The 20,707-nt window shown below is 73.5% G+C and carries 21 protein-coding genes; 12 read left to right on the top strand and 9 right to left on the bottom strand.

Annotated features, from left to right (window positions below; translation table 11 throughout):
- Positions 1-21 precede the first annotated feature (21 nt).
- Together ADK60_RS12675 and ADK60_RS12670 are read left to right on the top strand one after the other, a co-directional pair.
- Positions 22-1,365, top strand: a complete 1,344-nt coding sequence (locus ADK60_RS12675; RefSeq protein WP_234371055.1) for a sensor histidine kinase — start codon at positions 22-24, stop codon at positions 1,363-1,365.
- Positions 1,362-2,075, top strand: coding sequence for a response regulator (locus ADK60_RS12670; protein ID WP_053645699.1), 714 nt, complete (start codon positions 1,362-1,364; stop codon positions 2,073-2,075). Before ADK60_RS12675 ends, ADK60_RS12670 begins: the two co-directional genes overlap by 4 nt.
- A 13-nt stretch (positions 2,076-2,088) precedes the next feature.
- Here the strand turns inward: ADK60_RS12670 and ADK60_RS12665 are convergent, their stop codons facing one another.
- Positions 2,089-3,672 carry a PLP-dependent aminotransferase family protein gene (locus ADK60_RS12665; RefSeq protein WP_053645697.1) on the bottom strand — a complete coding sequence of 528 codons (1,584 nt, stop codon included), beginning with the start codon at positions 3,670-3,672 and terminating at the stop codon, positions 2,089-2,091.
- Between the two features lie 159 nt (positions 3,673-3,831).
- Here ADK60_RS12665 and ADK60_RS12660 point away from each other — a divergent pair, with 159 nt between their 5' ends.
- Positions 3,832-4,320 (top strand): Lrp/AsnC family transcriptional regulator, encoded by a 489-nt coding sequence (locus ADK60_RS12660; protein WP_234371054.1) that lies wholly within the window; start codon positions 3,832-3,834, stop codon positions 4,318-4,320.
- Between the two features lie 47 nt (positions 4,321-4,367).
- Here ADK60_RS12660 and ADK60_RS12655 read toward each other — a convergent pair whose 3' ends face one another.
- Positions 4,368-5,174 (bottom strand): isocitrate lyase/PEP mutase family protein, encoded by an 807-nt coding sequence (locus ADK60_RS12655; RefSeq protein ID WP_053645695.1) that lies wholly within the window; start codon positions 5,172-5,174, stop codon positions 4,368-4,370.
- A gap of 139 nt (positions 5,175-5,313) precedes the next feature.
- Here ADK60_RS12655 and ADK60_RS12650 point away from each other — a divergent pair, with 139 nt between their 5' ends.
- A complete protein-coding gene (locus ADK60_RS12650; protein ID WP_053645693.1) occupies positions 5,314-6,060 on the top strand; it encodes an ArsR/SmtB family transcription factor in 747 nt (248 codons plus the stop codon).
- 53 nt (positions 6,061-6,113) lie between these two features.
- Here the strand turns inward: ADK60_RS12650 and ADK60_RS12645 are convergent, their stop codons facing one another.
- The 3 genes from ADK60_RS12645 to ADK60_RS12635 form a co-directional block, all read right to left on the bottom strand.
- Positions 6,114-6,635, bottom strand: coding sequence for a DinB family protein (locus tag ADK60_RS12645; protein WP_045938727.1), 522 nt, complete (start codon positions 6,633-6,635; stop codon positions 6,114-6,116).
- Positions 6,632-7,435: a VOC family protein gene (locus tag ADK60_RS12640; RefSeq protein WP_053645691.1), complete on the bottom strand. Its 804-nt coding sequence runs from the start codon at positions 7,433-7,435 to the stop codon at positions 6,632-6,634. The genes ADK60_RS12645 and ADK60_RS12640 overlap by 4 nt, the downstream gene beginning before the upstream one ends.
- Before the next feature lie 166 nt (positions 7,436-7,601).
- Positions 7,602-10,076, bottom strand: coding sequence for a terpene synthase family protein (locus ADK60_RS12635; RefSeq protein ID WP_053645689.1), 2,475 nt, complete (start codon positions 10,074-10,076; stop codon positions 7,602-7,604).
- A 298-nt stretch (positions 10,077-10,374) separates the two neighbouring features.
- On the opposite strand from ADK60_RS12635, the gene cyaB reads away from it, so the two are divergent.
- From cyaB to ADK60_RS12620, 3 genes are all read left to right on the top strand, one after another.
- Positions 10,375-10,935 (top strand): class IV adenylate cyclase, encoded by a 561-nt coding sequence (cyaB, locus tag ADK60_RS12630; RefSeq protein WP_053645687.1) that lies wholly within the window; start codon positions 10,375-10,377, stop codon positions 10,933-10,935.
- 146 nt (positions 10,936-11,081) lie between these two features.
- On the top strand, positions 11,082-11,702 hold the full coding sequence (locus ADK60_RS12625; RefSeq protein WP_053645686.1) for an HhH-GPD-type base excision DNA repair protein: 621 nt from the start codon (positions 11,082-11,084) through the stop codon (positions 11,700-11,702).
- Positions 11,703-11,766: 64 nt separating this feature from the next.
- Positions 11,767-12,051, top strand: coding sequence for a DUF2087 domain-containing protein (locus tag ADK60_RS12620; protein WP_045938731.1), 285 nt, complete (start codon positions 11,767-11,769; stop codon positions 12,049-12,051).
- 68 nt (positions 12,052-12,119) lie between these two features.
- Here the strand turns inward: ADK60_RS12620 and ADK60_RS12615 are convergent, their stop codons facing one another.
- Positions 12,120-12,332, bottom strand: a complete 213-nt coding sequence (locus ADK60_RS12615; RefSeq protein ID WP_045938732.1) for a KTSC domain-containing protein — start codon at positions 12,330-12,332, stop codon at positions 12,120-12,122.
- Positions 12,333-12,402: 70 nt separating this feature from the next.
- Entirely contained in the window at positions 12,403-13,821 is a 1,419-nt protein-coding gene (locus ADK60_RS12610; protein ID WP_234325859.1) for an MFS transporter, read from the bottom strand.
- A 180-nt stretch (positions 13,822-14,001) separates the two neighbouring features.
- On the opposite strand from ADK60_RS12610, the gene ADK60_RS12605 reads away from it, so the two are divergent.
- Positions 14,002-14,967, top strand: a complete 966-nt coding sequence (locus ADK60_RS12605; RefSeq protein ID WP_045938733.1) for a helix-turn-helix transcriptional regulator — start codon at positions 14,002-14,004, stop codon at positions 14,965-14,967.
- A 126-nt stretch (positions 14,968-15,093) separates the two neighbouring features.
- Here ADK60_RS12605 and ADK60_RS12600 read toward each other — a convergent pair whose 3' ends face one another.
- Positions 15,094-15,612, bottom strand: coding sequence for a YbhB/YbcL family Raf kinase inhibitor-like protein (locus tag ADK60_RS12600; RefSeq protein WP_045938734.1), 519 nt, complete (start codon positions 15,610-15,612; stop codon positions 15,094-15,096).
- A gap of 119 nt (positions 15,613-15,731) precedes the next feature.
- On the opposite strand from ADK60_RS12600, the gene ADK60_RS12595 reads away from it, so the two are divergent.
- Together ADK60_RS12595 and ADK60_RS12590 are read left to right on the top strand one after the other, a co-directional pair.
- Complete coding sequence (locus ADK60_RS12595; protein WP_053645741.1) at positions 15,732-16,406, top strand: rhomboid family intramembrane serine protease; 675 nt, start codon at positions 15,732-15,734, stop codon at positions 16,404-16,406.
- Positions 16,407-16,518: 112 nt separating this feature from the next.
- On the top strand, positions 16,519-17,682 hold the full coding sequence (locus ADK60_RS12590) for a hypothetical protein (protein WP_053645684.1): 1,164 nt from the start codon (positions 16,519-16,521) through the stop codon (positions 17,680-17,682).
- A gap of 16 nt (positions 17,683-17,698) precedes the next feature.
- On the opposite strand, the gene ADK60_RS12585 is transcribed toward ADK60_RS12590, so the two are convergent.
- Entirely contained in the window at positions 17,699-19,273 is a 1,575-nt protein-coding gene (locus ADK60_RS12585) for a helicase HerA-like domain-containing protein (RefSeq protein ID WP_053645682.1), read from the bottom strand.
- Positions 19,274-19,453: 180 nt separating this feature from the next.
- Between ADK60_RS12585 and ADK60_RS12580 the strand changes: the two genes are divergently transcribed.
- Together ADK60_RS12580 and ADK60_RS12575 are read left to right on the top strand one after the other, a co-directional pair.
- Positions 19,454-19,750: a type II toxin-antitoxin system VapB family antitoxin gene (locus ADK60_RS12580; protein ID WP_030061387.1), complete on the top strand. Its 297-nt coding sequence runs from the start codon at positions 19,454-19,456 to the stop codon at positions 19,748-19,750.
- Positions 19,751-19,993: 243 nt separating this feature from the next.
- Positions 19,994-20,662: a LytR C-terminal domain-containing protein gene (locus ADK60_RS12575; RefSeq protein ID WP_052708884.1), complete on the top strand. Its 669-nt coding sequence runs from the start codon at positions 19,994-19,996 to the stop codon at positions 20,660-20,662.
- The last annotated feature ends 45 nt before the right edge of the window (positions 20,663-20,707 follow it).

Here is a 20,707-nt window from a genome sequence, read left to right as displayed (position 1 = left end):
GGTGCCAGAATGGGGGGCGTCATGGCTGATCAGCCCGGGAGGACCGAGATGGACGGGCGTCAGCGCCCAGGAGCGGGCACGGCGGCCCCCGCGGACCTGCCCGGCCCCGCAGACCTGCCCGGCCCGGCAGACCTGCCCGACCCCGGGAACCGGACTTGGCTCCGGAACCGCACCGGGCACCTCGGCGGCCGGGCGGACGGCACCCCGTGGAGCCACACCGACGGGCTGGTGGCCGTCGGCGCCGGCCTGCTCGACCTGGTGGCCTACCTGCTCTTCAACCAGGTCGAGGGCGGCCGCAGCATCAGCGTTCCGGGCTTCCTCGTCCTCCTGCTGTCGGGCCTGCCGCTGGTCGCCCGGCGCCACCGCCCGCTGGGGACGCTCGCCGCCGTCCTGGTGCTGGGGAGCCTGGCCAATGTGCTCGCGCCGATGGGGGCTCACTTCGGCGCCGTCCTCACGGTGGCCGTGTACTCGGTCGCCCGGCACTGCAGCGGTCGTGCCACCGCCGCCGCGAGCGCGGCGACGGCATTGGCGACCATGATCAGCCAGAGCGGCTTCGGCGTCCCGGGCTCGGGGGAAGCCATCGCCGCCACCGCCTCCACCGCGCTCGTGGCCGGCGGCGGCCTCGCGATCTCGCGCTGGCAGCGCGAGGTCGCGGCCAACCGCCAGCTGCTGGCCGATCGCGCGGTGGCCGAGGAACGCCGCCGCATCGCCCGGGAGCTGCACGACATCGTGGCCCACCACATCACCACCATGCAGCTGATGGCGGGCGGCGCCCGGGCCAACCTCGCGAACCCGGAGGTGGTCCGGGACGCCCTGGTCACCCTGGAGTCCTCCGGCCGGCTGGCCCTGCGCGAGATGCGCCAGCTGCTGAACGTCCTGCGGGCCGGCGACGAACCGGACGCCGCCCCGCCCTCGCCGCAGCCCGGGACGGAGGACCTCGACCGGCTGGTCGAGGAGTCCCGCCGAGCCGGACTGCCCACCGAACTCAGCATCCACGGCGCCCCGCAGCCACTGCCGCCGACCGTCGGCCTGACAGTGTTCCGGATCGTCCAGGAGGGCCTCACCAACGCCCGCAAGTACGCCGGACCGGCCCGCGCGTCCGTCCGGCTCGGCTACCGCCCGGACGGGATCACCGTCGAGGTCCGGGACGACGGCGCGGGCGCCGCGTCGCCGGACGCCGGACCGGCCGCCGGGGAGCGGGGCGGGTTCGGCCTGATCGGCATGCGCGAACGGGTCGCCCTGCACGGCGGCACACTGAGGACCGGTCCCCGGCCCGAGGGCGGCTTCGCCGTCCTGGCCGAACTGCCGCTGGCCCCGGACGAGACCGCCGAGGCGGCCGTCCAGCACGGAAAGGTGCCCCGATGACCACCACGACGCCCCCGATCCGGGTCCTCCTCGTGGACGACCAGCCGCTGGTCCGGCGCGGTCTGTCGCTGATCCTCTCGCCGGACCCGTCCGTCGAGGTGGTGGGCGAGGCCGAGGACGGCGAACAGGCCGTCGCCCTCGCCCACCGGCTGCGCCCCGACGTCGTGGTGATGGACATCCGGATGCCCGTCCTGGACGGCGTCGGCGCCACCGAGGAGCTGTCCCGCACCCTGCCCGACTGCAAGGTCCTGGCGCTCAGCACCTTCGACATGGACGAGTACGTGGTGGCCGCGCTGCGGGCCGGCGCCCACGGCTTCCTCCCCAAGGACGTCTCGCCGGAGGACCTCGGCGCGGCGATCCGCACCGTCCACGCCGGCGAGGCGGTGGTCGCGCCGCGCCTGCTCTCCCGGCTGATCTCCACCTACGTCCGGGCGCCCCTCGACACCTCGCCGCCGCCCGTCGCCGCCGCCGTGACGGGCGAGCTCACACCGCGCGAGGTGGAGGTCTGGCGGCTGATGGCCACCGGCCTCGACAACACCGGAATCGCCCGGTCCATGGACATCAGCCACTCCACGGTGAAGAACCACATCACCAGCATCTTCGGCAAGCTGGACGTCCGCGACCGCGCCCAGGCGGTCATCGCCGCCTACGAATCCGGCCTGATCACCGCCCGCACGGGGGGCGGCGACCAGGCCGGGGGGCAGGTCTAGGGCGACCCGGACGTCACTCGGTACCGAGGATCACCGGGTCCCGGGCGAGGTCGGCGAGCAGGGCGTCCAGCTTGGAGCGGTCGACCGAGGGCATCAGGAAGACGTGCACATAGCCCCGCAGGCCGGCCGGGTCGCCGGGGGTGGTCGAGACGTTCTCGGAGGAGAGCGACCACTTGGCCACCAGCGCGGGGCTGGGCTTGCGGAAGCGCACGGTGATCGCGCCCGGGGTGCGGGCGGGCCAGAGCTCGGCGCCGGTCTCCTGCTCCAGTTCGCGGAGCCGGCGTTCCAGGTACTCGGCCAGCTCCTGGGAGCGGCGGATCCGGTCGACCTGGTCGCGGTAGGAGAGCCGGGACAGGTGGTCCCACAGCACCAGCGGCGAGAACCCGTTGCGGGAGCCCGCGAAGGTGCTGTCCGGGGCGCCGATGTACTCGGGCTGGGTCGGCGGTTCGAGCTGGTACTTGGTCTTCGTCATGAAGACGCCGCAGGGCCACGGCACACCGGCCCACTTGTGCCCGCTCATCGCGATCGACGCGACCATGTCGACCTCCCCGGACTCCCCGACCTCCCCGGCCGCCCGGGTCGGCAGGGTGAGGCCGAAGTCGAACTCGGGCAGGTCGGCCTCCGGCGTCCAGCCGAACGCCGGGTCCGCCGCGGCCATCCGCAGGAACGGCGCGTACCCGGCGCCGAGCGCGCCGTCCACGTGGATCCAGAAGCCCCGGCGGGCGTCGTCCCCGGCGCCGGGCAGCAGCCCGTGCCGCTCGAAGACCGGCAGCAGCCGCTCGCACGCGCCCCGGACGTCGTCGTGGGCGCCCTTGAAGGTGCTGCCGAGGTTGAAGTTGACGAAGATCGGGTGCCCCTTCGCCGCGAAGAACTCCACCAGGACGGCGAGCGCTTCGGCGTCGACGGCCCCGGACCCGTCCCAGGAGTGGCCGGACGGGCCGGGCACCGAGGGCACCTCGGCGGGCCAGTCCCCGCCGAGCGGGCACTCACCGGGGTAGTCCGCCGCGCCCACGGCGGCGAAGGTGTCGACGCCGAGCACCCGGACGGCCTTGGCGAAGGAGTAGTGGGTGTCCTCGGAGTAGAAGGCCACCGGCCGGGGCGCACCGGGCCGGGTCAGGTAGTCGCGGGCGTTCCAGAGCGCGTACATGTTGCCCTCGGTCGAGCCCATGGACAGCATGTAGCCCCAGTAGGACTCCGGGTCGGCCGGGTCGTACGACGGCCCGGCGTGCCAGAGCCGCGCGTAGTAGTCGAGCACCGCGCGCTCGACGACCTTGGTGTTGGGCTTGTAGCCGCCGCTCTGGAACGGGTCGCCGAGGTTGTTGATGTTGCTGAGCATGAAGCGGGCGAGGTCAAGCGCGCTGCCCGCGAGCTCCTGGGTGGCCTGGTAGCCGACCAGGTGCCGGCGCTTGCGGGTGAGGTAGCCGTCCATCCGGTCGAGAGCGCGCAGCCGCTCGCCGTCGGTGAGCCCCTCGGCGGGTATCGCGAAGTCCCCGCGCTCCGGCTCCGCGTCGATGTCGGCGATGTCGACGGGGGTGGCGGGGGCGAGAGCCTGGGCCGGGAGCGGTAGTCCGAGGGCGGGGGCGGTCGTGGGGCTCATGGACGCGGCACTCCGGGTTCGCTGGGCGGGGGTCGGCCGGAGCCGCTCACCCGCCAGAATGGAACTTCTCCGCACCCCGGCGATAGTCTTCCGAACAAGATTCGAAATCGATCATGTTTGCCTTGCCAATGTGCGGCCGGGTCGGCGACTCTGGGCAACGTGCCGAATTTTCCGCAGGCCCACCGGGCGTCCGTCGACGACATCGACCGCGCGATTCTGCGCGTCCTCGCCGAGAACGCCCGCACGCCGAACAACGCGCTCGCCGAGGCCGTGGGCATCGCCCCCTCGACCTGTCTGGCACGGGTGCGCACCCTGCGCGAACGCGGCATCATCCGCGCCTTCCGGACCGAGATCGACCCGGCGGCGATCGGGCTGCCGCTGCAGGCGATGATCTCGGTCCGGCTGCGGGCGCACACCCGCGAGCAGAACGAGAGCTTCCGCAGCACCGCGCCCGACCTGCCCGGAGTCCTGGCGGTGTTCCACATGGCCGGATCCGACGACTACCTGCTGCACGTGGGCGTGGCCGGGCCGGAGGAGCTGCGCGACTTCGTCGTGGACCACCTCACCACCCACCCGGCGGTGGCGCAGACCCGGACCAACCTGATCTTCGAGCAGATACCCGGCCGCCGGTACCTCACGAACGACTGACGCCCCCGTCCCGCCCCCGGAGCGCCGTCGCAGGCCGGGCCCCGCCCTCACCGCCCGTCGGCGTACAGGCCCTGGACGGCGGCGTACCCGGGAGTGCCGGCTGCGGCCGCCGGGGCACCGTCGCGGACGGCAAGGGCGGTCGAGACGGCCGCCGCGAGGGCGGTCCGGTAGAGCAGCGATCCGAGACTGACCCGGGCGACCCCGAGGGCCGCGAGTTCGGCCAGGGTCGGGCCGGTCGGGGAGTAGAGGACGTTCAGCGGGGCGGTGACGGTGCCGCAGATCCGCGCGACGGCGGCCGGGTCGGTCAGCCCGGGGACGAACAGGCCGTCCGCGCCGGCCCCTTCGTAGGCGGCGAGCCTGCGGTCGGTCTCCTCGGCGGGATCCGGCACGGCGAGCCAGTGGGTGTCGGTACGGGCGTTGACGAAGAGCGCCGGCGCGGCGGCCCTGATCGCGGCGATCTTGGCGGTGTGCGCGGCCACGGGGGTGAGCGTGCCGTCCGGACGGCCGTCCTCCAGGTTGATGCCGACCACCCCGGACTCCGCCAACTCGACGGCCAGGGCGGCGACTTCGGAGGGGTCGTCGCTGAACCCGTTCTCCACGTCGACGGAGAGCAGAAAGCGCCCGGACCGGCCGAGGCGCCGGGCCAGCCGGAGCGTCTCGTCCCGGGTGGCGGCGGCACCGTCGGGCAGCCCGGCCGCCGCCGCGACGCCGAGGCTGGTGGTGCCGATCGCGGCGAAGCCCTGCTCCGCGAGGACGGCGGCGGAGGCGTGGTCCCAGGCATTGGGAAGCAGCAGCGGCTCACCCGGGCGGCGGTGGAGGGCGGCGAACGGGGTGTCCAGCGGGGCGGTGCTCATCGGACGGTCCTCTCGTACGAACGGGGATCGGGTCGGATCCCCGGCAGCCCGGGCGTCGGAAGCGGTTCCCCCGGGGTACCGACCCTAGGACCGGGACGTTTCGGCGCCTGCCGAAACGTCCCCGGGGCACCATGGACCCATGTCCCTCGCCCGACTGGCCGCCCTGCTCGCCGACCCCACCCGAGCCGCGTTCTGCACGGCCCTGCTCGACGGCCGCGCCTGGACCGCCGGCGAACTCGCCCGGCACGCGGGCGTGGCACCGTCCACCGCCAGCGAGCACCTCTCCCGGCTGATCGACGGCGGTCTGCTGGCCGAGGAACGGCAGGGCCGGCACCGCTACGTCCGGCTGGCCGGGCCGGAGGTCGCCACACTGATCGAGGACCTGTCCTCCTTCGCTCCCCCGGCCGGAACACCGGGCGGACCGCCGACCGGAACGCCGGGCGGACCGTCGGCCACCGGATCGCCCGCCCCGCGCTCCCTGCGCGAGAGCACCCGGCTGAGCGCCGAGGCCCGCGCCCGGACCTGCTACGACCACCTCGCCGGCCGGCTGGGCGTGACGGTCGGCGACGCCGTCCTGGCCCGCGGCCTGGTGACGGAGGAGGACGGCCCGGCCCTGACCGCCCGCGGCCGTGCGTGGCTGACCGATCTGGGCGCGGAGCTGCCGCCCCGGACCGGACGCGCCGGCGCCCGCCCGGTGGTCCGCACCTGCCTGGACTGGACGGAGCGGCGCAACCACCTGGGCGGGGCCTTCGGTGCGCTGCTCTGCCGGACGGCGCTGGACCGGAGCTGGGTGGAGCGGATCGGCTCCGGCCGCGCGCTGCGGGTCACCCCGGACGGCGAGCGGGCCCTGCGCAAGCTGCTCGGCGTGGAGCCCCTGCCCGCCTGACCCGACGGCGCTCCACCGTCCTCGGCCCCTCAGCCCATCGGCCCCTCAGCCCCTCAGCCCATCGTTTTCGCCCCGTCCAGCGACTCCCGGATGATGTCGGCGTGCCCGGCGTGCTGCGCCGTCTCGGCGATGATGTGCAGCAGCACCCGCCGCACCGACCAGACGGCGCCGGGCTCGAACCACGGCGCGGCAGGCAGCGGATGCGCCAGGTCCAGGTCCGGCAGGCTCGCCACCAGCGCGTCCGTCGCGGCGGCCACCTGCTCGTACCCGGCGAGCAGCCCGGCCAGGGTCTCCCCCTCGGCCATCCTGAACTGCCCCTCCCAGTCGACGGGTTCGGACGCCATCGCGTCCGCGCCGCCGACCACGAACCGCATCCAGCCCGCCTCCGTCCCGGCCACGTGCTTGATCAGCCCGCCCAGGCACAGCTCACTGGCCGTGGTGCGCCGGGCGGCCTGCTCGTCGGTGAGGTCGCGGACCGTGAAGCGCAGGAACCCCCGGTGCTTGTCGAGGGTCTGCAGCAGGTCCGCCCGCTCGCCGCCGAGCGCGGACGCTCCCGCCGGCTGCGGCGCGCTCACTCCGCGACCATGACCGGCATGTCGCCGGCCGTCCGGCCGAGGTCGATCACGCCGAACGCCGCGCCCTGCGGGTCGCCGACCGCCGCGAACCGGCCGAACGGGCTGTCCATCGGGCCGAAGTACAGCTTCCCGCCCCGGCCGGTGACCTTCGCGACGGTGGCGTCGCAGTCGTCCACGGCGAAGTACACGCTGAGGTAGTTCGGCGCCTCGGCCGGCAGGTCGGTCGGTCCCGCCAGCATCCGACCCAGCACCGGCTGCTCCCGGACGTGGAAGATCTTGTAGTCCACCTGCTCCGAGTCCATCCGCTTCACCGCGTAGGGGAAGACGGCGGGGAAGAAGCGGTCGGCGGCGGTCTCGTCGCGGGTGATCACCTCGGCCCAGGTGTACGCGCCGGACGCGCCCTGCTTCTCGAAGCCCTCGTGGGTACCGGCCTGCCAGACGCCGAAGACCACCCCCGCCGGGTCCTTGGCGATCACCATCGACCCGAACTCGCCGACCGCCATCGGGCCCATCAGGACCTCGCCCCCGGCGGCGCGGATCTTCTCGGCGGTGGTGGCGGCGTCGGGCGAGGCGAGGTAGAGGCACCAGGCGGACACCGCGGTCCCGTCCTGGCCGGGCATCGGCGGGACGATCGCCGCGACCGCCTTGCCGTCGGAGTAGGCCTGGGTGTAGTTGCCGTACTCGGAGGAGGACTCACCGAAGGTCCAGCCGAGTACGTCGCCGTAGAAGGTCTTCGCGCCCTCCAGGTCGGTGAACATCGCGTCGGCCCAGCAGGGCGTTCCCTCGGGTAGCACGGGCATGGCAAAGCCTCTCGTGTGGCGTTTCGTCCCGATTCGCCACCCTAGCCAGTACCCTGCCGGTGCGCGCGCCAAAGGCCCGCGGCCCGCCGGGAGGACCGAGCCCCCCGACGGGCCGCCACAGACATCCGAGCGCCGTCCGCTCAGGCTCCGATCGGCCCCGGGCCCCTCAGGACCCGACCGCGACCCGGCCGAAGGCGCCCGCCACCGAGGCCGCCGAGGTCCCGAGCCCGGTCGGCCGCAGCGGCAGCGCGCCCACCGCGCCACCGGCCGGCTCCACCGCCTCCACCGCCACCGCCCCGACCGCCTCCTGCCCGAAGTGCCGCAGCAGGTCCTCCTCCCGGTACCGGCGGCAGTCCCGGTGCCAGATCAGGATCCCGGCGAGCCAGTTCTCCAGCTCCTTCACGTACCCGGCGAGCGTCGCCCGGGCCGGGGCGTCCAGCCCGAAGTCCTCGAACAGCACCGGGAACTCCTCGGCCGCCACGTGCCGGAACTGGTCGAGCCGCGAGTGCATGAGGTCGTCGACGATCCGCACCGCCGCCGGGTAGTCGCAGTCGAAGAAGTTCTGCACCACCAGGACGGCGTTGTGCACCTCGCCCTCGAACTCCACCTCCTTCTGGTACGAGTAGAGGTCGTTCATCAGCGCCGCGTAGTCGGAGGACGCGTTCTCCAGCGACCGCATCGGGCCGCTGGCGTAGACGTCGTCCGGCACGACCTTCCCGTGCGCCAGCCGGGACAGGGCCATCGTGAGGTCGGAGCCGAAGGTGGCGCGGCGCATCTCCAGGTAGTCGACCGGGTCCGGGATCCGGTTCTGGACCTGGTTGTTGAGCTCCCAGATCCAGCTCTCCACCATCGTGTCGACGGCGGCGCGGAACTTCCTCCGCGCCTCGGCCGCCATCGGGCCGGCGGTCCGCGCCCAGAGGTCGGCCAGCGCGCGCTCCAGCGCGTTCAGCGGCTCCGCGCCGGGCTCACCGTCGACCGGCATGAGCAGCAGGTAGCGCTCGCGCACGGCCTTGGCCCCGGCCAGGTCGCCGGTCCGGCCGAACGCCCGCGGGAACCAGTCGTCGGCGTACGTCCCCCACAGCAACCAGTCGGTGGTGAGGTCGAGTTGGTCGGCGCTGGCGTCGGGATGGATGCCGGCCGCGCAGAGCGCGAGGTCGTAGTCGGCCGCGTCCGCCGCCGTCCAGATGCCCGCGGTCGGGTCTCCCGGCCGGGCCGCCAGCAGGCCCATCCGGCCCGCCCACTCGATCGTGTGCAGCCGCGAGGCCTCCAGGCAGGAGTTCAGCTCGACCGTGAACGGCAGCCTGAACTCGGGCAGTCGGGACGGCCCCACGGCCTGGAACGGCACGTGCGCGTGCGTCCGCGCCCGCCGCACCCCCGGCTCGACGTCCCCGCGCGAGCCGCCGATCAGCCCGGTCCCGGGCGACTCCAGGGAGGCCCCGGCCCCCCGCAGCGCGCCGAGCAGGGCCGCCACCGGCGACTCCCCGACCGTCGGTGACCAGTCCCGCGTCACCGGACCGGACCGGCTCAACGAGCCCAGCTCCTCGGCCAGATCACCCAGCGCCCCACCGGACTTCAGGACGTCCAGCGCCGACGTCCCGACCCCGCCGATCGCGAACGGGTCCCACCAGGTGGTCGCGTCCGCCGCCGCGCCACCGCCGTTCATGTACCGGCTGGACCGCATGTGCCACTCGTGCCCGCCGGACTGCCAGTCCTGCAGCCCCTTGACGTAGGCCAGCACCCGGGCGCGGCCCACCGGGTCGAGCCCGGTGTCGGCGAACAGCTGCGGCAGCTCGGTGGCCACGGTGTTCTCGAACTGCTGGAGCCGCGAGGTGAGCAGGCTGTTGACGGCCTCCGCCGCCTCCTGCGTCGTGCACTCCAGGAACTTCTCCAGCACCAGCACGCCGTTGCTGAGCTCGCCCTCGTCCTCGACCTCGCGCTGGTAGGAGAACAGGTCGTTGCGCAGGTGGACGCCGTCCGAGAAGGCGTCCATCAGCACCCGCAGCGGCCGCGCCCCCGACACCTCGGCCGGTACCTCGGCCCCGGCCGCGTACTCGATCAGCCCGGCGGACCACGGCGCGCCGCCCACCTTGCGGCGCATCTCGATGTACTCGACCGGGTTGGCGACCCGGCCCGCGTTGATGTTCGCGAGCTCCCAGAGCGACTCGTTGAGCAGGTTCCGGGTGCTCTCGGCGAACCGCACCCGCCAGTCCTCGCCCATCGCCGGCACGGTCCGCCGCCAGAGGTCCGCCAGCCCGGCCTCGACCGGGTTGGTGGGCTCCGGCATCGCCGCGGCCGGGTCGGCCGGCATGAACAGCGGCAGCCGGTCCAGGTACGCCTTGCCGCCCACCCGGTCGTTGGTCCGCTTGAAGACGTCCAGGAAGTGGTCGTCGAAGAAGAACACCCACACGTACCAGTCGGTGACCAGCGACAGCACCTCGGCCGAAGCGTCGGGGTGGGTGTAGGCGCAGAGCAGCCCGTAGTCGTGGGCGTCCAGGTCCGCCCCGGTCCAGATCCCCGACCCCTCCAGCATGCCCATCTCCCGGGCCCACACCGAGGAATGGGCCCTGGCCTCGTCGAGATGCGGATTGAGCCGCGCCGGGTGCGGCACGTAGAAGGAGGGCAGTTCGAACGGCTGGGACACCGGGCGAGCCTTTCTGGACGCGTCGACAAGGCCGACACAGCATGACCCGGCCACCGCACTCCCGACCGGAGAACCGGAACAGTCATATGAGATCGACCAGTTCGATCCGATCCAGTCGAACACCTGATCAACTCGCCTGACGCCACTGGATCATTCGTGCGACTGATCGGCTCCACCCCACCCTTGCGGCGCCCGCCGAACCACTACGCTCGGACCGCGCCGGCCCAGGGCCTCACCACGCCGCCCGCAGCGGCGAGTTCGGCGCTCGACATCCGACAACCGACAGGGGCGCACCGCCGTGGAGTACACCGAGGTCGAGCAGAAGTTCCGACTCGTCGGCCCGGCCGCCGGGTTGCAGGAGCGGCTGGCCGCGCTCGGCGCGCGGCCGGGGAGTCCGTCCCGGCAGGTCGACACGTACTACAACGCGCCGCACCGGGACTTCCTCGACCAGGAGGTGGTCTCCGAGTGGCTGCGGGTGCGGGTCGAGGACGGCGCGGCGTCGGTCAACTTCAAGCGGTTCCATCCGATCGCCTCGCCGGTCAAGACGCACTGCGACGAGTACGAGAGCACGGTGTCCGACGCCGAGGCGGTGCGGCGGCTGCTCGCCTCGCTCGACTTCACCGAGCTGACGGTCGTGGACAAGACCCGCGAGGAGTGGCACGTCGACGGGATCGCGGTGGCCTTCGACCGGGTCGCCGGGCTGGGCGAGTTCGTCGAGTTCGAGTTCAAGGGGGAGGCGGCCACCGTCGCCGAGGCGACCGCCCGGCTGGAGGCGTTCATCGGCGGCCTCGGCCCCGGTGCCGGACTCGGTGAGCGGGTCCGCCTCGGCTACCCCCATCTGACCCTCGGTCTGGAGTGACGGCGCCGCCGGTGCACAGAAGTCCGCCGACGAACCAACCGGCGGTTCCAAGGAATCAGCTGGTCATGGCGTGTTGACACCGCCCCCTCGTCGCCCGTCCAGCAGACTGGGCGCGACCCGAGTCCATGCTCCGAGGAGGTCAGCCCATGAACGTCACCGTGCGGCTCGCGCAGCAGCCCGAGGCCGACGAACTGCTCGGGCGGAGCCCGCTCGCCGCGCTCGTCGGAATGCTGCTGGACCAGCAGGTGCCCATGGAATGGGCGTTCACCGGACCGCTCACGATCGCCGGGCGGCTGGGGCACGAGGACCTGGACGCCCACGAGATCGCCACCTACAACCCGGAGGAGTTCGTCGCCCTGCTCTGCGAGAAGCCCGCGGTGCACCGCTACCCGGCGGCGATGGCCAAACGGGTGCAGCAGCTCTGCCAGTTCCTGGTGGCGCAGTACGACGGGGACGCCGCCGCGCTCTGGAAGGACGTGGCGACCGGGCGGGAACTGCTCAGCCGGCTCAACGCCCTTCCCGGGTTCGGGAAACAGAAGTCGCAGATCTTCCTCGCGCTGCTCGGCAAGCAGTACGGCGTACGGCCGGAGGGCTGGCGCGAGGCGGCCGGGGCGTACGGCGAGGACGGGGCGTTCCGCTCGGTCGCGGACATCACCGGGCCCGAGTCGCTGGAGCGGGTGCGCGCCACCAAGCAGGAGCTGAAGCGCGTCGCGAAGGAGGAGAAGGCCGCGAAGGACGCCCGGGCGAGGACCAAGGTCCGCGCCTGAGCCGCGGGCTCCCGGCCGCGAAAACCCGTTGCCCGGCGGCCGCTTTGCAGGCGACGCTCGGCGCATGACCGACGCCGCCGCCCCCGCCGCCTCCACCGTGTCCTCGCTGTTCGCCCCCGACGGCCGGCTGATCGCCGTGCCCCGCCGGACGGTCCGCCGCGAGCAGCTGCTGGACCACCTGGCCCGCACGCTGTTCGAGCCGGACCGCTCCTACACCGAGGTCGAGGTCAACGAGGCACTGCGCTCGGTCCACGACGACTTCCCGGCCCTGCGCCGCTACCTGGTCGAGGGGCACCGCCTCACCCGTGCCAAGGACGGCAGCAGCTACCGGCGCGCGACGGCCGCCTGACGGGCGGCACCGGCCTCACCGCACCTCACCGCACAAGCCGCACCGCACCGCACCGCACCGCACAAGCCTCACCCCAGCCGCCGGACTTCGTAGCGGTCGCGGATCTCCCGGAGGAAGTAGCGCCCGTGGCTCTCCGCCGCCATCAGCTCGCGGTGCACCCGCCGCGGCACGGCCAGGTAGGCGTACCGGCCGCCGCGGACGAACTCCAGCTCCAGCACGCGCTGCGCCGCGTCGTACCCGACCGAGCGCAGCGCCGAGGAGTCCACCGGGGTGCGGTCCATGGCCCTCCCAGTGTGCGCACGGAGGCCCCGGTCGCGCGCGTCGCGCGACCGGGGCCCGGCAACCGGGTGACTACACCAGGGCGAGTTCCCGCTCGGTCTCCTCGGCGGCGGCCGGAGCGGCCTCCGCCCGCTGCTTCGCGGGCAGCGCGAACATCAGCAGGAACACCACCGCGAGCACCCCGAGCACCCACCACATCGCGTGCTGGAACGCGCCCACGAACGCCGGCCCCCCGGCCGCCCCGGCCGGCACCGCGTCGAAGAAGGCCACCGACACCAGCCCCAGGCCGAGCGCCATGCCCACCTGGTTCACCGTGTTGATCAGCCCGGAGGCCGAGCCGGCGTGCTCCTGCGGGACCTCCGCCAGCACCGAGTTGGTGATCGGCGCGACGATCAGGCCCATCCCGGCACCCATCACCACCAGCGGCAGCGCCATCTGCCAGGGCGCGATGCCGGTGCCGTACCGGTGCGCCTCCGCGATGTAGACGAGCACGCCGACGGCCATCACCAGGGCCCCCGCCTGGAGCACCTTCCGCCCGAACCGGGGCACCAGCTGCTGCACCGAGACCCCGGCCGCCGTCGACACCGCGAGCGAGAACGGGATACCGGTCGCGCCGGCCTTCAACGGGCTCCAGCCCAGGCCGAGCTGCATGTAGAGGGTCCAGACCAGGAAGAAGATCCCGGACACCACACCGAAGGTCAGCTGGACGCCGATGCCCGCCGCGAAGGACTTCACCCGGAACAGCGACAGCTCCACCAGCGGCGAGCCGTCCCGCCGGGTCTTGACCCGCTCGTACGCGACGAACAGCGCGAACACCGGGAGGCTCCCGGCCATCACCAGGTGGCCCCAGAGCGGCCAGCCGGCCTCCCGGCCGTGGGTCAGCGGGTAGATCAGCATCAGCAGTCCGGCGCTGGCCAGCAGCACGCCCGGCAGGTCCAGCCGGAGCGCCCGCTCGGCCTTCGACTCGCCGATGTAGATCCGGCCGAGCACCAGACCGGCGATCCCCACCGGCAGGTTGATCAGGAAGATCGGCCGCCAGCCGAGCCCGAGCACGTCCCACTCCGTCAGCAGCGCGCCGATCAGCGGTCCACTGACCGCGCCCAGCCCGACCACCGCGCCGAACAGGCCGAAGACCTTGCCGCGCTCCTCCGCCGGGAAGGTCGCGTGGATGATGGACAGCACCTGGGGCACCATCAGCGCCGCCGTCCCGCCCTGGAGGATCCGCATCGCGACCAGGACCTCGGGGCCGCCCGCGAGACCGCAGAGCGCGGAGGCGAGGGTGAAGCCGGCCATGCCGATCAGGAAGAGCCGCTTCCGGCCGTGGATGTCGCCCAGCCGGCCGCCGGTGATCAGTCCGATCGCGAAGGCCAGCGCGTAGCCGCCGGTCACCCACTGCACGGCGGAGAACGACGCCCCCGTGGACTCCTGGATGCTCGGGATCGCGATGTTCACGATCGTGACGTCCACCAGGTCCATGAAGGAGGCGGTCATCACGATCGCCAGCGCGATCCACCTCCGCCGGTCCGACACCGTCACCGGTCCGGCCCCCGCACCCGAACCCGAATCCTTCTGCACCGCACGCTCCTCGTCGCCGTCCGTCATCAGCACGTGGACCACATTAGGAAGCATGTAGGTCAGATCCTGGCCTCGACTTCCGGCACCCTGGACCTCATGACCGATACCCCGGCACGACTCCTCAGCCTGCTCTCCCTGCTCCAGACCCCGCGCGAGTGGCCCGGCAGCGAGCTCGCCGAACGGCTCCGGGTCAGTCCCCGCACCATCCGCCGCGACATCGACCGGCTCCGCGAGCTCGGCTACCCGGTCGAGGCCGCGATGGGCCCGGTCGGCGGCTACCGGCTGGTCGCGGGCACCGCGATGCCGCCGCTGCTGCTGGACGACGAGGAGGCGGTGGCGATCGCGGTCGGCCTGCGCGCCGCCGCCGGACACGCCGTGGTCGGCATCGAGGAGGCCTCGGTGCGCGCCCTCGGCAAGCTGCTCCAGGTGCTGCCCTCCCGGCTGCGCCACCGGGTCTCCACCCTCGACCGGGCCACCCTGCCGCTGCTCGGCGGCGACGGCCCGACCGTCGACCCGGAGGACCTCACCGTGATGGCCAACGCCGTCGCCAACCACGAGCGCCTGCGCTTCGGCTACCGGGCCGGCAACGGCGCCGAGACCCGCCGCCAGGTCGAGCCGGAACGCCTGGTCTCGGCCGGCCGCCGCTGGTACCTGGTCGGTTTCGACCTCGACCGGGACGACTGGCGGCTGTTCCGGGTGGACCGGGTCAGCGACCCCTTCGCCACCGGCGCCCGCTTCACCCCGCGTCAGCTCCCCGCCGAGGACGCCGCCGCGTACGTCGCGAGCAAGCTCCGCCGGGAGTCCTCCGCCTACACGATGGACGCCACCCTGCAGCTCTCCGCCGAGGACGCCCGGCACCGCGTGGGCGGCTACGGCGACACCGAGGTGGAACCGGTCGACGAGCACACCTGCCGGCTGCGCTCCCGCACCGACTCCCTGGAATGGCTGGCGATGCGCCTGCTGATGGCCGGCTGCGACTTCGAGGTGCACTCGCCGCCCGAGCTCCGCACCCTCCTGCGCACCCTCGCCGACCGCGCCGGCCGCGCCGCCGACCCGGCCTGAGGCGGGAGCGGAAAGGGGCAGGAGCAGGGCCGGATCAGGGCCAGCGAACGAGCCGGCCCCGCCCGGAAACGGACAGCGCCGCCGCCCGTCGGCCACGGGCGGCGGCGCTGCCGTCGGGAGCGGTCCTCAGACCCCGAACTCGGCGGTGAGCACGGCCCGCGCCAGGGTGTGGAAGGTGATGTGGAAGCCGATCTGGGCCGCCGGGGTGTCGGCCGTGACGTCCAGGGCGTCCACGTCCAGGGCGTGCACGGCGAAGGCGTAGCGGTGCGCGGGCCCGGGCGGCGGGGCCGCGCCGTCGTACTGCTTGCCCGGGAAGTCGTTGCGGCCGTGGAAGGAGTGCTCGCCCGGCAGGTCGCCGTCGGAGGCCCCGGCGCCGCGCGCCAGGCCGGCGGTGTCGGCGGGCAGGCCGAGGGCCAGCCAGTGCCACCAGCCGGAGCCGGTCGGCGCGTCCGGGTCGTAGCAGGTGACGGCGATCGAGCGGGTGCCCTCCGGCAGGCCCGACCAGGCCAGCTGCGGCGACAGGTTGCCCCCGGCGTGGATGAACTCCTGGGCCAGCGTGCCGCCTTCGGCGATGTCCTCGCTGGTCAGCTCGAAGGACGGCACCTGCGGCAGGAATTCGTACGGCAGCGGCGGACGCACACTCATGGAGGGTCACCTCTCGGCACGGCGGGGAAAAGGGGAGGCCCGGGCCCGGACGCGGGCCGACGGACAGGATTCACCTTAGTGGGGTGACCAACCGCCCGGCCCGGCCCTACAGTCGGGACATGGCTCCGCGATTCGCCCGACTGCTCCGTGACTCCCGTGCCGCGCTGTTCACGATGCTCGGCGTGCTGGCCGTCATCTGGGCGGTCCAGGTGGCGAACTGGCTGGACGACTACCGGCTCTCCTACGAGTACGGCATGAGCTCGGGGCGGCTCGACGAACTGCCCGACCTGCTCACCATGCCGTTCCTGCACTTCGGCTGGGACCACATCGAGGCCAACTCCTGGCCGCTGTTCGCGTTCGGCTTCCTGGCCGCGTACCGGGGCATGAGGCGCTTCCTGCTCGCGACCGCGCTGATCGTGGTGTCCAGCGGTCTGACGGTCTGGTGGTTCGAGCGCCCCGACGCCGTCACGGCGGGCGCCAGCGGTGTGGTCTACGGGTACTTCGGCTATGTGGTGCTGCGCGGGATCTTCGACCGCAACCCGCTGGACACGGTGATCGGCGTGGTCGTGGCCGCGCTCTACTCCTACCTCCTGCTGGGCGTGCTGCCGAGCGCCCAGGGGGTCAGCTGGCTGGGCCACCTGGGCGGACTGGCCGGCGGGCTCCTCGGCGCCTGGCTGCTGCGCGACCGCGGGCCCCGGCGGGCGCCGCACTCCCCCGCCGCGGCCGGCCCGGGCACGGCACCCGGCAGCCCGGCCTCCGCCCTGCTCAAGGAACTCGACGACCTGGACATCTGAGCCCCCGCGACCGGCCTCCGGGCCCGGCGCGCCACCGCGGCCAGGTATAGACCATTGCGCACCCCGCCGGTTAGCGTGGGCGGGCACCCGCCCCCTGCTCCGGAGCCGCACCGTGGAGTCGTCCGTCCTCGCCTTCGCCACCGACCTCCTCGACGAGGGCGCCGACACCTTCTTCGGCAACCTCACCGACCGGGCCGGGGTCGGCGGTGTCACCCTCGCCTCGGTCTACCACGAGGCCCGCGACGTCTTCCCGCACAACCCCCGCCGGGTGATCCGCTACCTGGAGCCGGGCGCGGCGTACTTCCGCCCCGACCCGGCCCGCTGGTCCGGCCGCCGGCTACGGCCGGCGCCGTCCACCGCGATCGGCGACCGCGACCCCTTCGCCGAGGCCGCCGCGGAGGCCCGCCGGCGCGGCCTGAAGCTGCACGCGTGGACGGTCTTCTGCCACAACGACCGGCTCGGCTTCGAGCACCCGGACTGCGCCCCCGCCAACGCCTTCGGCGACCGCCACCTCACCGAGCTGTGCCCGGCCCACCCGGAGGTCCGCGAGTACGCCCGCACCCTGGTCACCGAGCTGGCCCGGTACGGCGTGGACGCGATCCGGGCGGAGTCGCTGCACTTCCACGGCCTGCGCCACGGCTACCACCACGAGCGCTACTTCGAGGAGCTGGGCCCGGCCGCCGAGGCGCTGCTCGGGCTCTGCTTCTGCGCGCACTGCCGGGCCGCCGCCGTCCGGGCGGGCGTCCCCGCCGAGGAGGTGGCCGCGACGGTCCGCGCCGAGGTCCGCCGCCGACTGGCCGACGAGGCGGCGGCCGCCGAGCCGGCCGCGCTGGACGAGCTGGCGGACGGCGCGGTCGCCGCGTACGTGGACGCCTCGGCCGCGACGGTGACCTCGCTGGCCGCCGAACTGGCCGAGGAGGCGACCCGCCACGGCATGCGGCTGAGCTTCATGGACGGCGGCGGCCCGGGCACCGGCTGGCTGTCCGGGATCGACCTGCCGGGGCTGGCGAAGGCCGCCCACCAGATCGAGACCCTCGGCTACGCCCGCACGCCCGAGGCGGTCCGCGAGAAGGTCGCCGCCTTCGCCCTGCACGGGGTGCGCCCCCAGGACATGGCGGTGATCCTGCGCCCGATGGCCTCGGACTGCGACGGCGCGGCCGACCTCGCCGCCAAGATCGCCGTGCTGCGCGGCCTGGGCGTGCCGGAGGTCGAGTTCTACCACTACGGCCTGATGCGGCTGTCCTCGCTGGACCGGATCGGCGCCGCGCTGGCCTGAGGCCCCGGCCGGCCCTTCACCGGCGCCGCCGGGAGGTCCCGAACAGGCTCCGGGAGATCTCCCGCCCGAGCTGCGTCCCGGCGGACCGGGCGAAGGACTTGAGCGCCGGGTTGCTCATCAGCGACCCCAGCAGCCCGCCACCCCCCTGCGCCCGCTCCGGTGCCCGCTCCGACGACCGCTCCCGCGCCGGTTCCGCACCACCCGCGGGCGCCGGCACCGGCTCCGCCTCCGGCCGGGCCGCCCGCGCCGCCAGCTTCTCGTACGCCGACTCCCGGTCGATCGCGTCCCGGTACTTCCCGGCCAGCGCCGACCCGTCCACCGCGGCCTGCAGCACCGCCGGCCCGATCGGCCCCATCAGCGACTGCGGTGCCCGCAGCCTGGTCGCCGCCACCGGCGTCGGCGCGCCCTTCTCGGACAGCACCGTGACCACCGCCTCGCCGGTCCCGAGCGAGGTCAGCACCTCCCCCAGGTCGTAGGCGGGCGACTTCGGGAAGGTCGAGACGGTCGCCTTCAGCGCCTTGGCGTCGTCCGGGGTGAACGCCCGCAGCGCGTGCTGCACCCGGTTGCCCAACTGCGCCAGCACGTCCGCCGGCACGTCCTTCGGCGTCTGGGTGACGAAGAAGATCCCGACCCCCTTCGAACGGATCAGCCGGACGGTCTGGGTGATCGCCTCCAGGAAGGACTTGGAGGCGCCCTTGAACAGCAGGTGCGCCTCGTCGAAGAAGAACACCAGCTTCGGCCGGTCGAGGTCCCCGACCTCCGGCAGCTCCTGGTAGAGGTCGGCGAGCAGCCACATCAGGAAGGTCGAGAACAGCCGCGGCCGGTCCTGCACTGCCGGCAGCTCCAGCACCGAGACCACGCCGGCGCCCCCGTCCGCCGTCCAGAGCAGCTCGGCGGTGTCGAACTCCGGCTCGCCGAAGAACGCCCCCGCCCCCTCGTTCTCCAGCAGGGTGAGCGAGCGCAGGATCACCCCGGCGGTGGCGGCGGAGATGCCGCCGATGCCCTTCAGCTCCTCCTTGCCCTCGGGCGAGGTGAGGAAGGTGATGACCGCCGTGAGGTCCTTGAGGTCGTACAGCTCCAGGCCGTTGCGGTCGGCGTAGTGGAAGACCAGACCGAGCGAGGACTCCTGGGTCTCGTTCAGGTCCAGCACCTTGGCCAGCAGCAGCGGACCGAAGCTGGTCACGGTCGCCCGGAGGGGGATGCCGCTGCCCAGGCCGCCGAGCGCGTAGAACTCGGCCGGGCAGCCGTGCGGCCGCCAGTCCTGGCCCACCTCGGCGGCCCGGGCGGCGGTGCGCTCCCCCGGCTCGCCGGGCGCGGCCACCCCGGAGACGTCGCCCTTGATGTCGGCGAGGAACACCGGCACGCCCTGGGCGGACAGCTGCTCGGCGATCAGCTGGAGGGTCTTGGTCTTGCCGGTGCCGGTGGCCCCCGCCACCAGCCCGTGCCGGTTGAGCACCGCGAGCGGTACCCGCACCGGGGCACCGGCGTACGCGGTGCCGTCCAGCAGCACCGCGCCGAGGTCCAGCGCGGGCCCGGAAAAGGCGTACCCGTCGGCGATCTCCCGGACGACGGACGGAACGAGAGCGGACATCGGGCACCCTCCCGGGCGGTGCGGCGGCCCCGCGGGCCGGAGGAACGGGCATCGATCCCGAGGGATCTACACGACATTTCCCATGAAACAGCCGCATTCCCCCGCCCGCAGCTCGCACCGGTGCGCGTGGCGACGCCACGGCTGCTGGGCCATCCGCCGCCCAAACGGTAGGCTTTCCGTGTGATCTTCAAGCGCATCGGCAATGGTCGGCCGTACCCGGATCACGGCCGTACCAGCACCCGCCAGTGGGCGGACGTCGCCCCGCGCCCGGTGCGACTCGACCAGCTGGTGACCACCAAGGGACAACTGGATCTGGAGACCCTCCTGGCGGAGGACTCCACCTTCTACGGGGACCTCTTCGCGCATGTCGTGAAGTGGCACGGCGACCTGTACCTGGAGGACGGACTGCACCGCGCGGTCCGCGCCGCGCTCCAGCAGCGCCAGGTGCTGCACGCCCGTGTCCTCGAAATGGAATGACCACCGGGCCGGTTCACCCGGCCGCACGTGTCGGACCGCCCCCCGGTCAGTACCGGGGGGCGGTCCGTTCGTACCGGGGTGCCGCCATTCGGGTCCCGGAGTACTCCGGATGATGATCGTTTAGTACCTTCACGGCCGTACGGCACTAATCTGCTGACTACGGCCGCGAACGCCTTCCCGCGACGCCGCGCCCCACCTTCACCCGATCCCCGCCCTGGCACGAGGGGGAGACAAACCGTGAGCATGTTGACTCCCCAAGGTCTGAAGGGGAAGCAGTACCGGATCACCGGCAACGCCTATCCGCGGCTGGGCCGCCCACCGAAGAAGAGCCGCAAGGTCTTCGCGCTGCTCGGCGCGCTGCTCGCGCTGGCGCTGATCGGCCTCGGCGGCGTCCAGCTCTGGGACATCTTCAGCGGCAAGGGCAAGAACGCCTCCTCCCAGGCCTGCGCCGGACCCTCCGGCAAACCGCTGGCCGCCCCGACCCCGGAGGCGCCGACCGTACCCGGCTCGGCCGCCGCCCCGATCGACCCCGCGGCCGTCCCGCAGCCCGCGGCCGTCACCGTGAACGTCTACAACGCGACCGCCAAGGCGGGCCTGGCCGCCCGTACCGCCGAGGAGCTCAAGAAGCGCGGCTTCACCATCGGCAAGGTCGGCAACGCCCCGGCGGAGCTGGACAAGAAGGTGCCCGGCACCGCCCAGGTGATCGCCGGCCCGGCCGGCGCCGGGGCGTCCACCCTGGTCGGCTCGGTGATCGCCGGTGCCACCAGCACCGCCGACGCCCGGACCGACGGCACCGTGGACTTCGTCATCGGCGACAGCTACAACACGCTGCTCGACGACACCCAGGCCGCCGCCGCACTGGCCCTGGCCACCCGGCCGGTCCCCGCCCCGAGCAGCACCGGCAGCTGCTGACCCGCCCGGGCCGCGAGCCCGGACCGGAACGCGAAGGAGCCCCCC

The organism is Streptomyces sp. XY431 (assembly GCF_001279805.1).
Lineage (GTDB): Bacteria > Actinomycetota > Actinomycetes > Streptomycetales > Streptomycetaceae > Kitasatospora > Kitasatospora purpeofusca.
This window is presented reverse-complemented; position numbering and strand designations above follow the sequence as displayed.

Excerpts from the sequence above, each read along its gene's own strand:
- ADK60_RS12655 (WP_053645695.1), bottom strand. The coding sequence starts at position 5,174 with ATGAGCACCGCCCCGCTGGACACCCCGTTCGCCGCCCTCCACCGCCGC.
- ADK60_RS12600 (WP_045938734.1), bottom strand. The coding sequence starts at position 15,612 with ATGAGTGTGCGTCCGCCGCTGCCGTACGAATTCCTGCCGCAGGTGCCG.
- ADK60_RS12605 (WP_045938733.1), top strand. The coding sequence starts at position 14,002 with ATGACCGATACCCCGGCACGACTCCTCAGCCTGCTCTCCCTGCTCCAG.
- ADK60_RS12595 (WP_053645741.1), top strand. The coding sequence starts at position 15,732 with ATGGCTCCGCGATTCGCCCGACTGCTCCGTGACTCCCGTGCCGCGCTG.
- ADK60_RS12650 (WP_053645693.1), top strand. The coding sequence starts at position 5,314 with ATGTCCCTCGCCCGACTGGCCGCCCTGCTCGCCGACCCCACCCGAGCC.
- ADK60_RS12620 (WP_045938731.1), top strand. The coding sequence starts at position 11,767 with ATGACCGACGCCGCCGCCCCCGCCGCCTCCACCGTGTCCTCGCTGTTC.
- ADK60_RS12675 (WP_234371055.1), top strand. The coding sequence starts at position 22 with ATGGCTGATCAGCCCGGGAGGACCGAGATGGACGGGCGTCAGCGCCCA.
- ADK60_RS12575 (WP_052708884.1), top strand. The coding sequence starts at position 19,994 with ATGTTGACTCCCCAAGGTCTGAAGGGGAAGCAGTACCGGATCACCGGC.
- ADK60_RS12640 (WP_053645691.1), bottom strand. The coding sequence starts at position 7,435 with ATGCCCGTGCTACCCGAGGGAACGCCCTGCTGGGCCGACGCGATGTTC.
- ADK60_RS12670 (WP_053645699.1), top strand. The coding sequence starts at position 1,362 with ATGACCACCACGACGCCCCCGATCCGGGTCCTCCTCGTGGACGACCAG.
- ADK60_RS12585 (WP_053645682.1), bottom strand. The coding sequence starts at position 19,273 with ATGTCCGCTCTCGTTCCGTCCGTCGTCCGGGAGATCGCCGACGGGTAC.
- ADK60_RS12610 (WP_234325859.1), bottom strand. The coding sequence starts at position 13,821 with ATGACCGCCTCCTTCATGGACCTGGTGGACGTCACGATCGTGAACATC.
- ADK60_RS12615 (WP_045938732.1), bottom strand. The coding sequence starts at position 12,332 with ATGGACCGCACCCCGGTGGACTCCTCGGCGCTGCGCTCGGTCGGGTAC.
- ADK60_RS12665 (WP_053645697.1), bottom strand. The coding sequence starts at position 3,672 with ATGAGCCCCACGACCGCCCCCGCCCTCGGACTACCGCTCCCGGCCCAG.
- ADK60_RS12625 (WP_053645686.1), top strand. The coding sequence starts at position 11,082 with ATGAACGTCACCGTGCGGCTCGCGCAGCAGCCCGAGGCCGACGAACTG.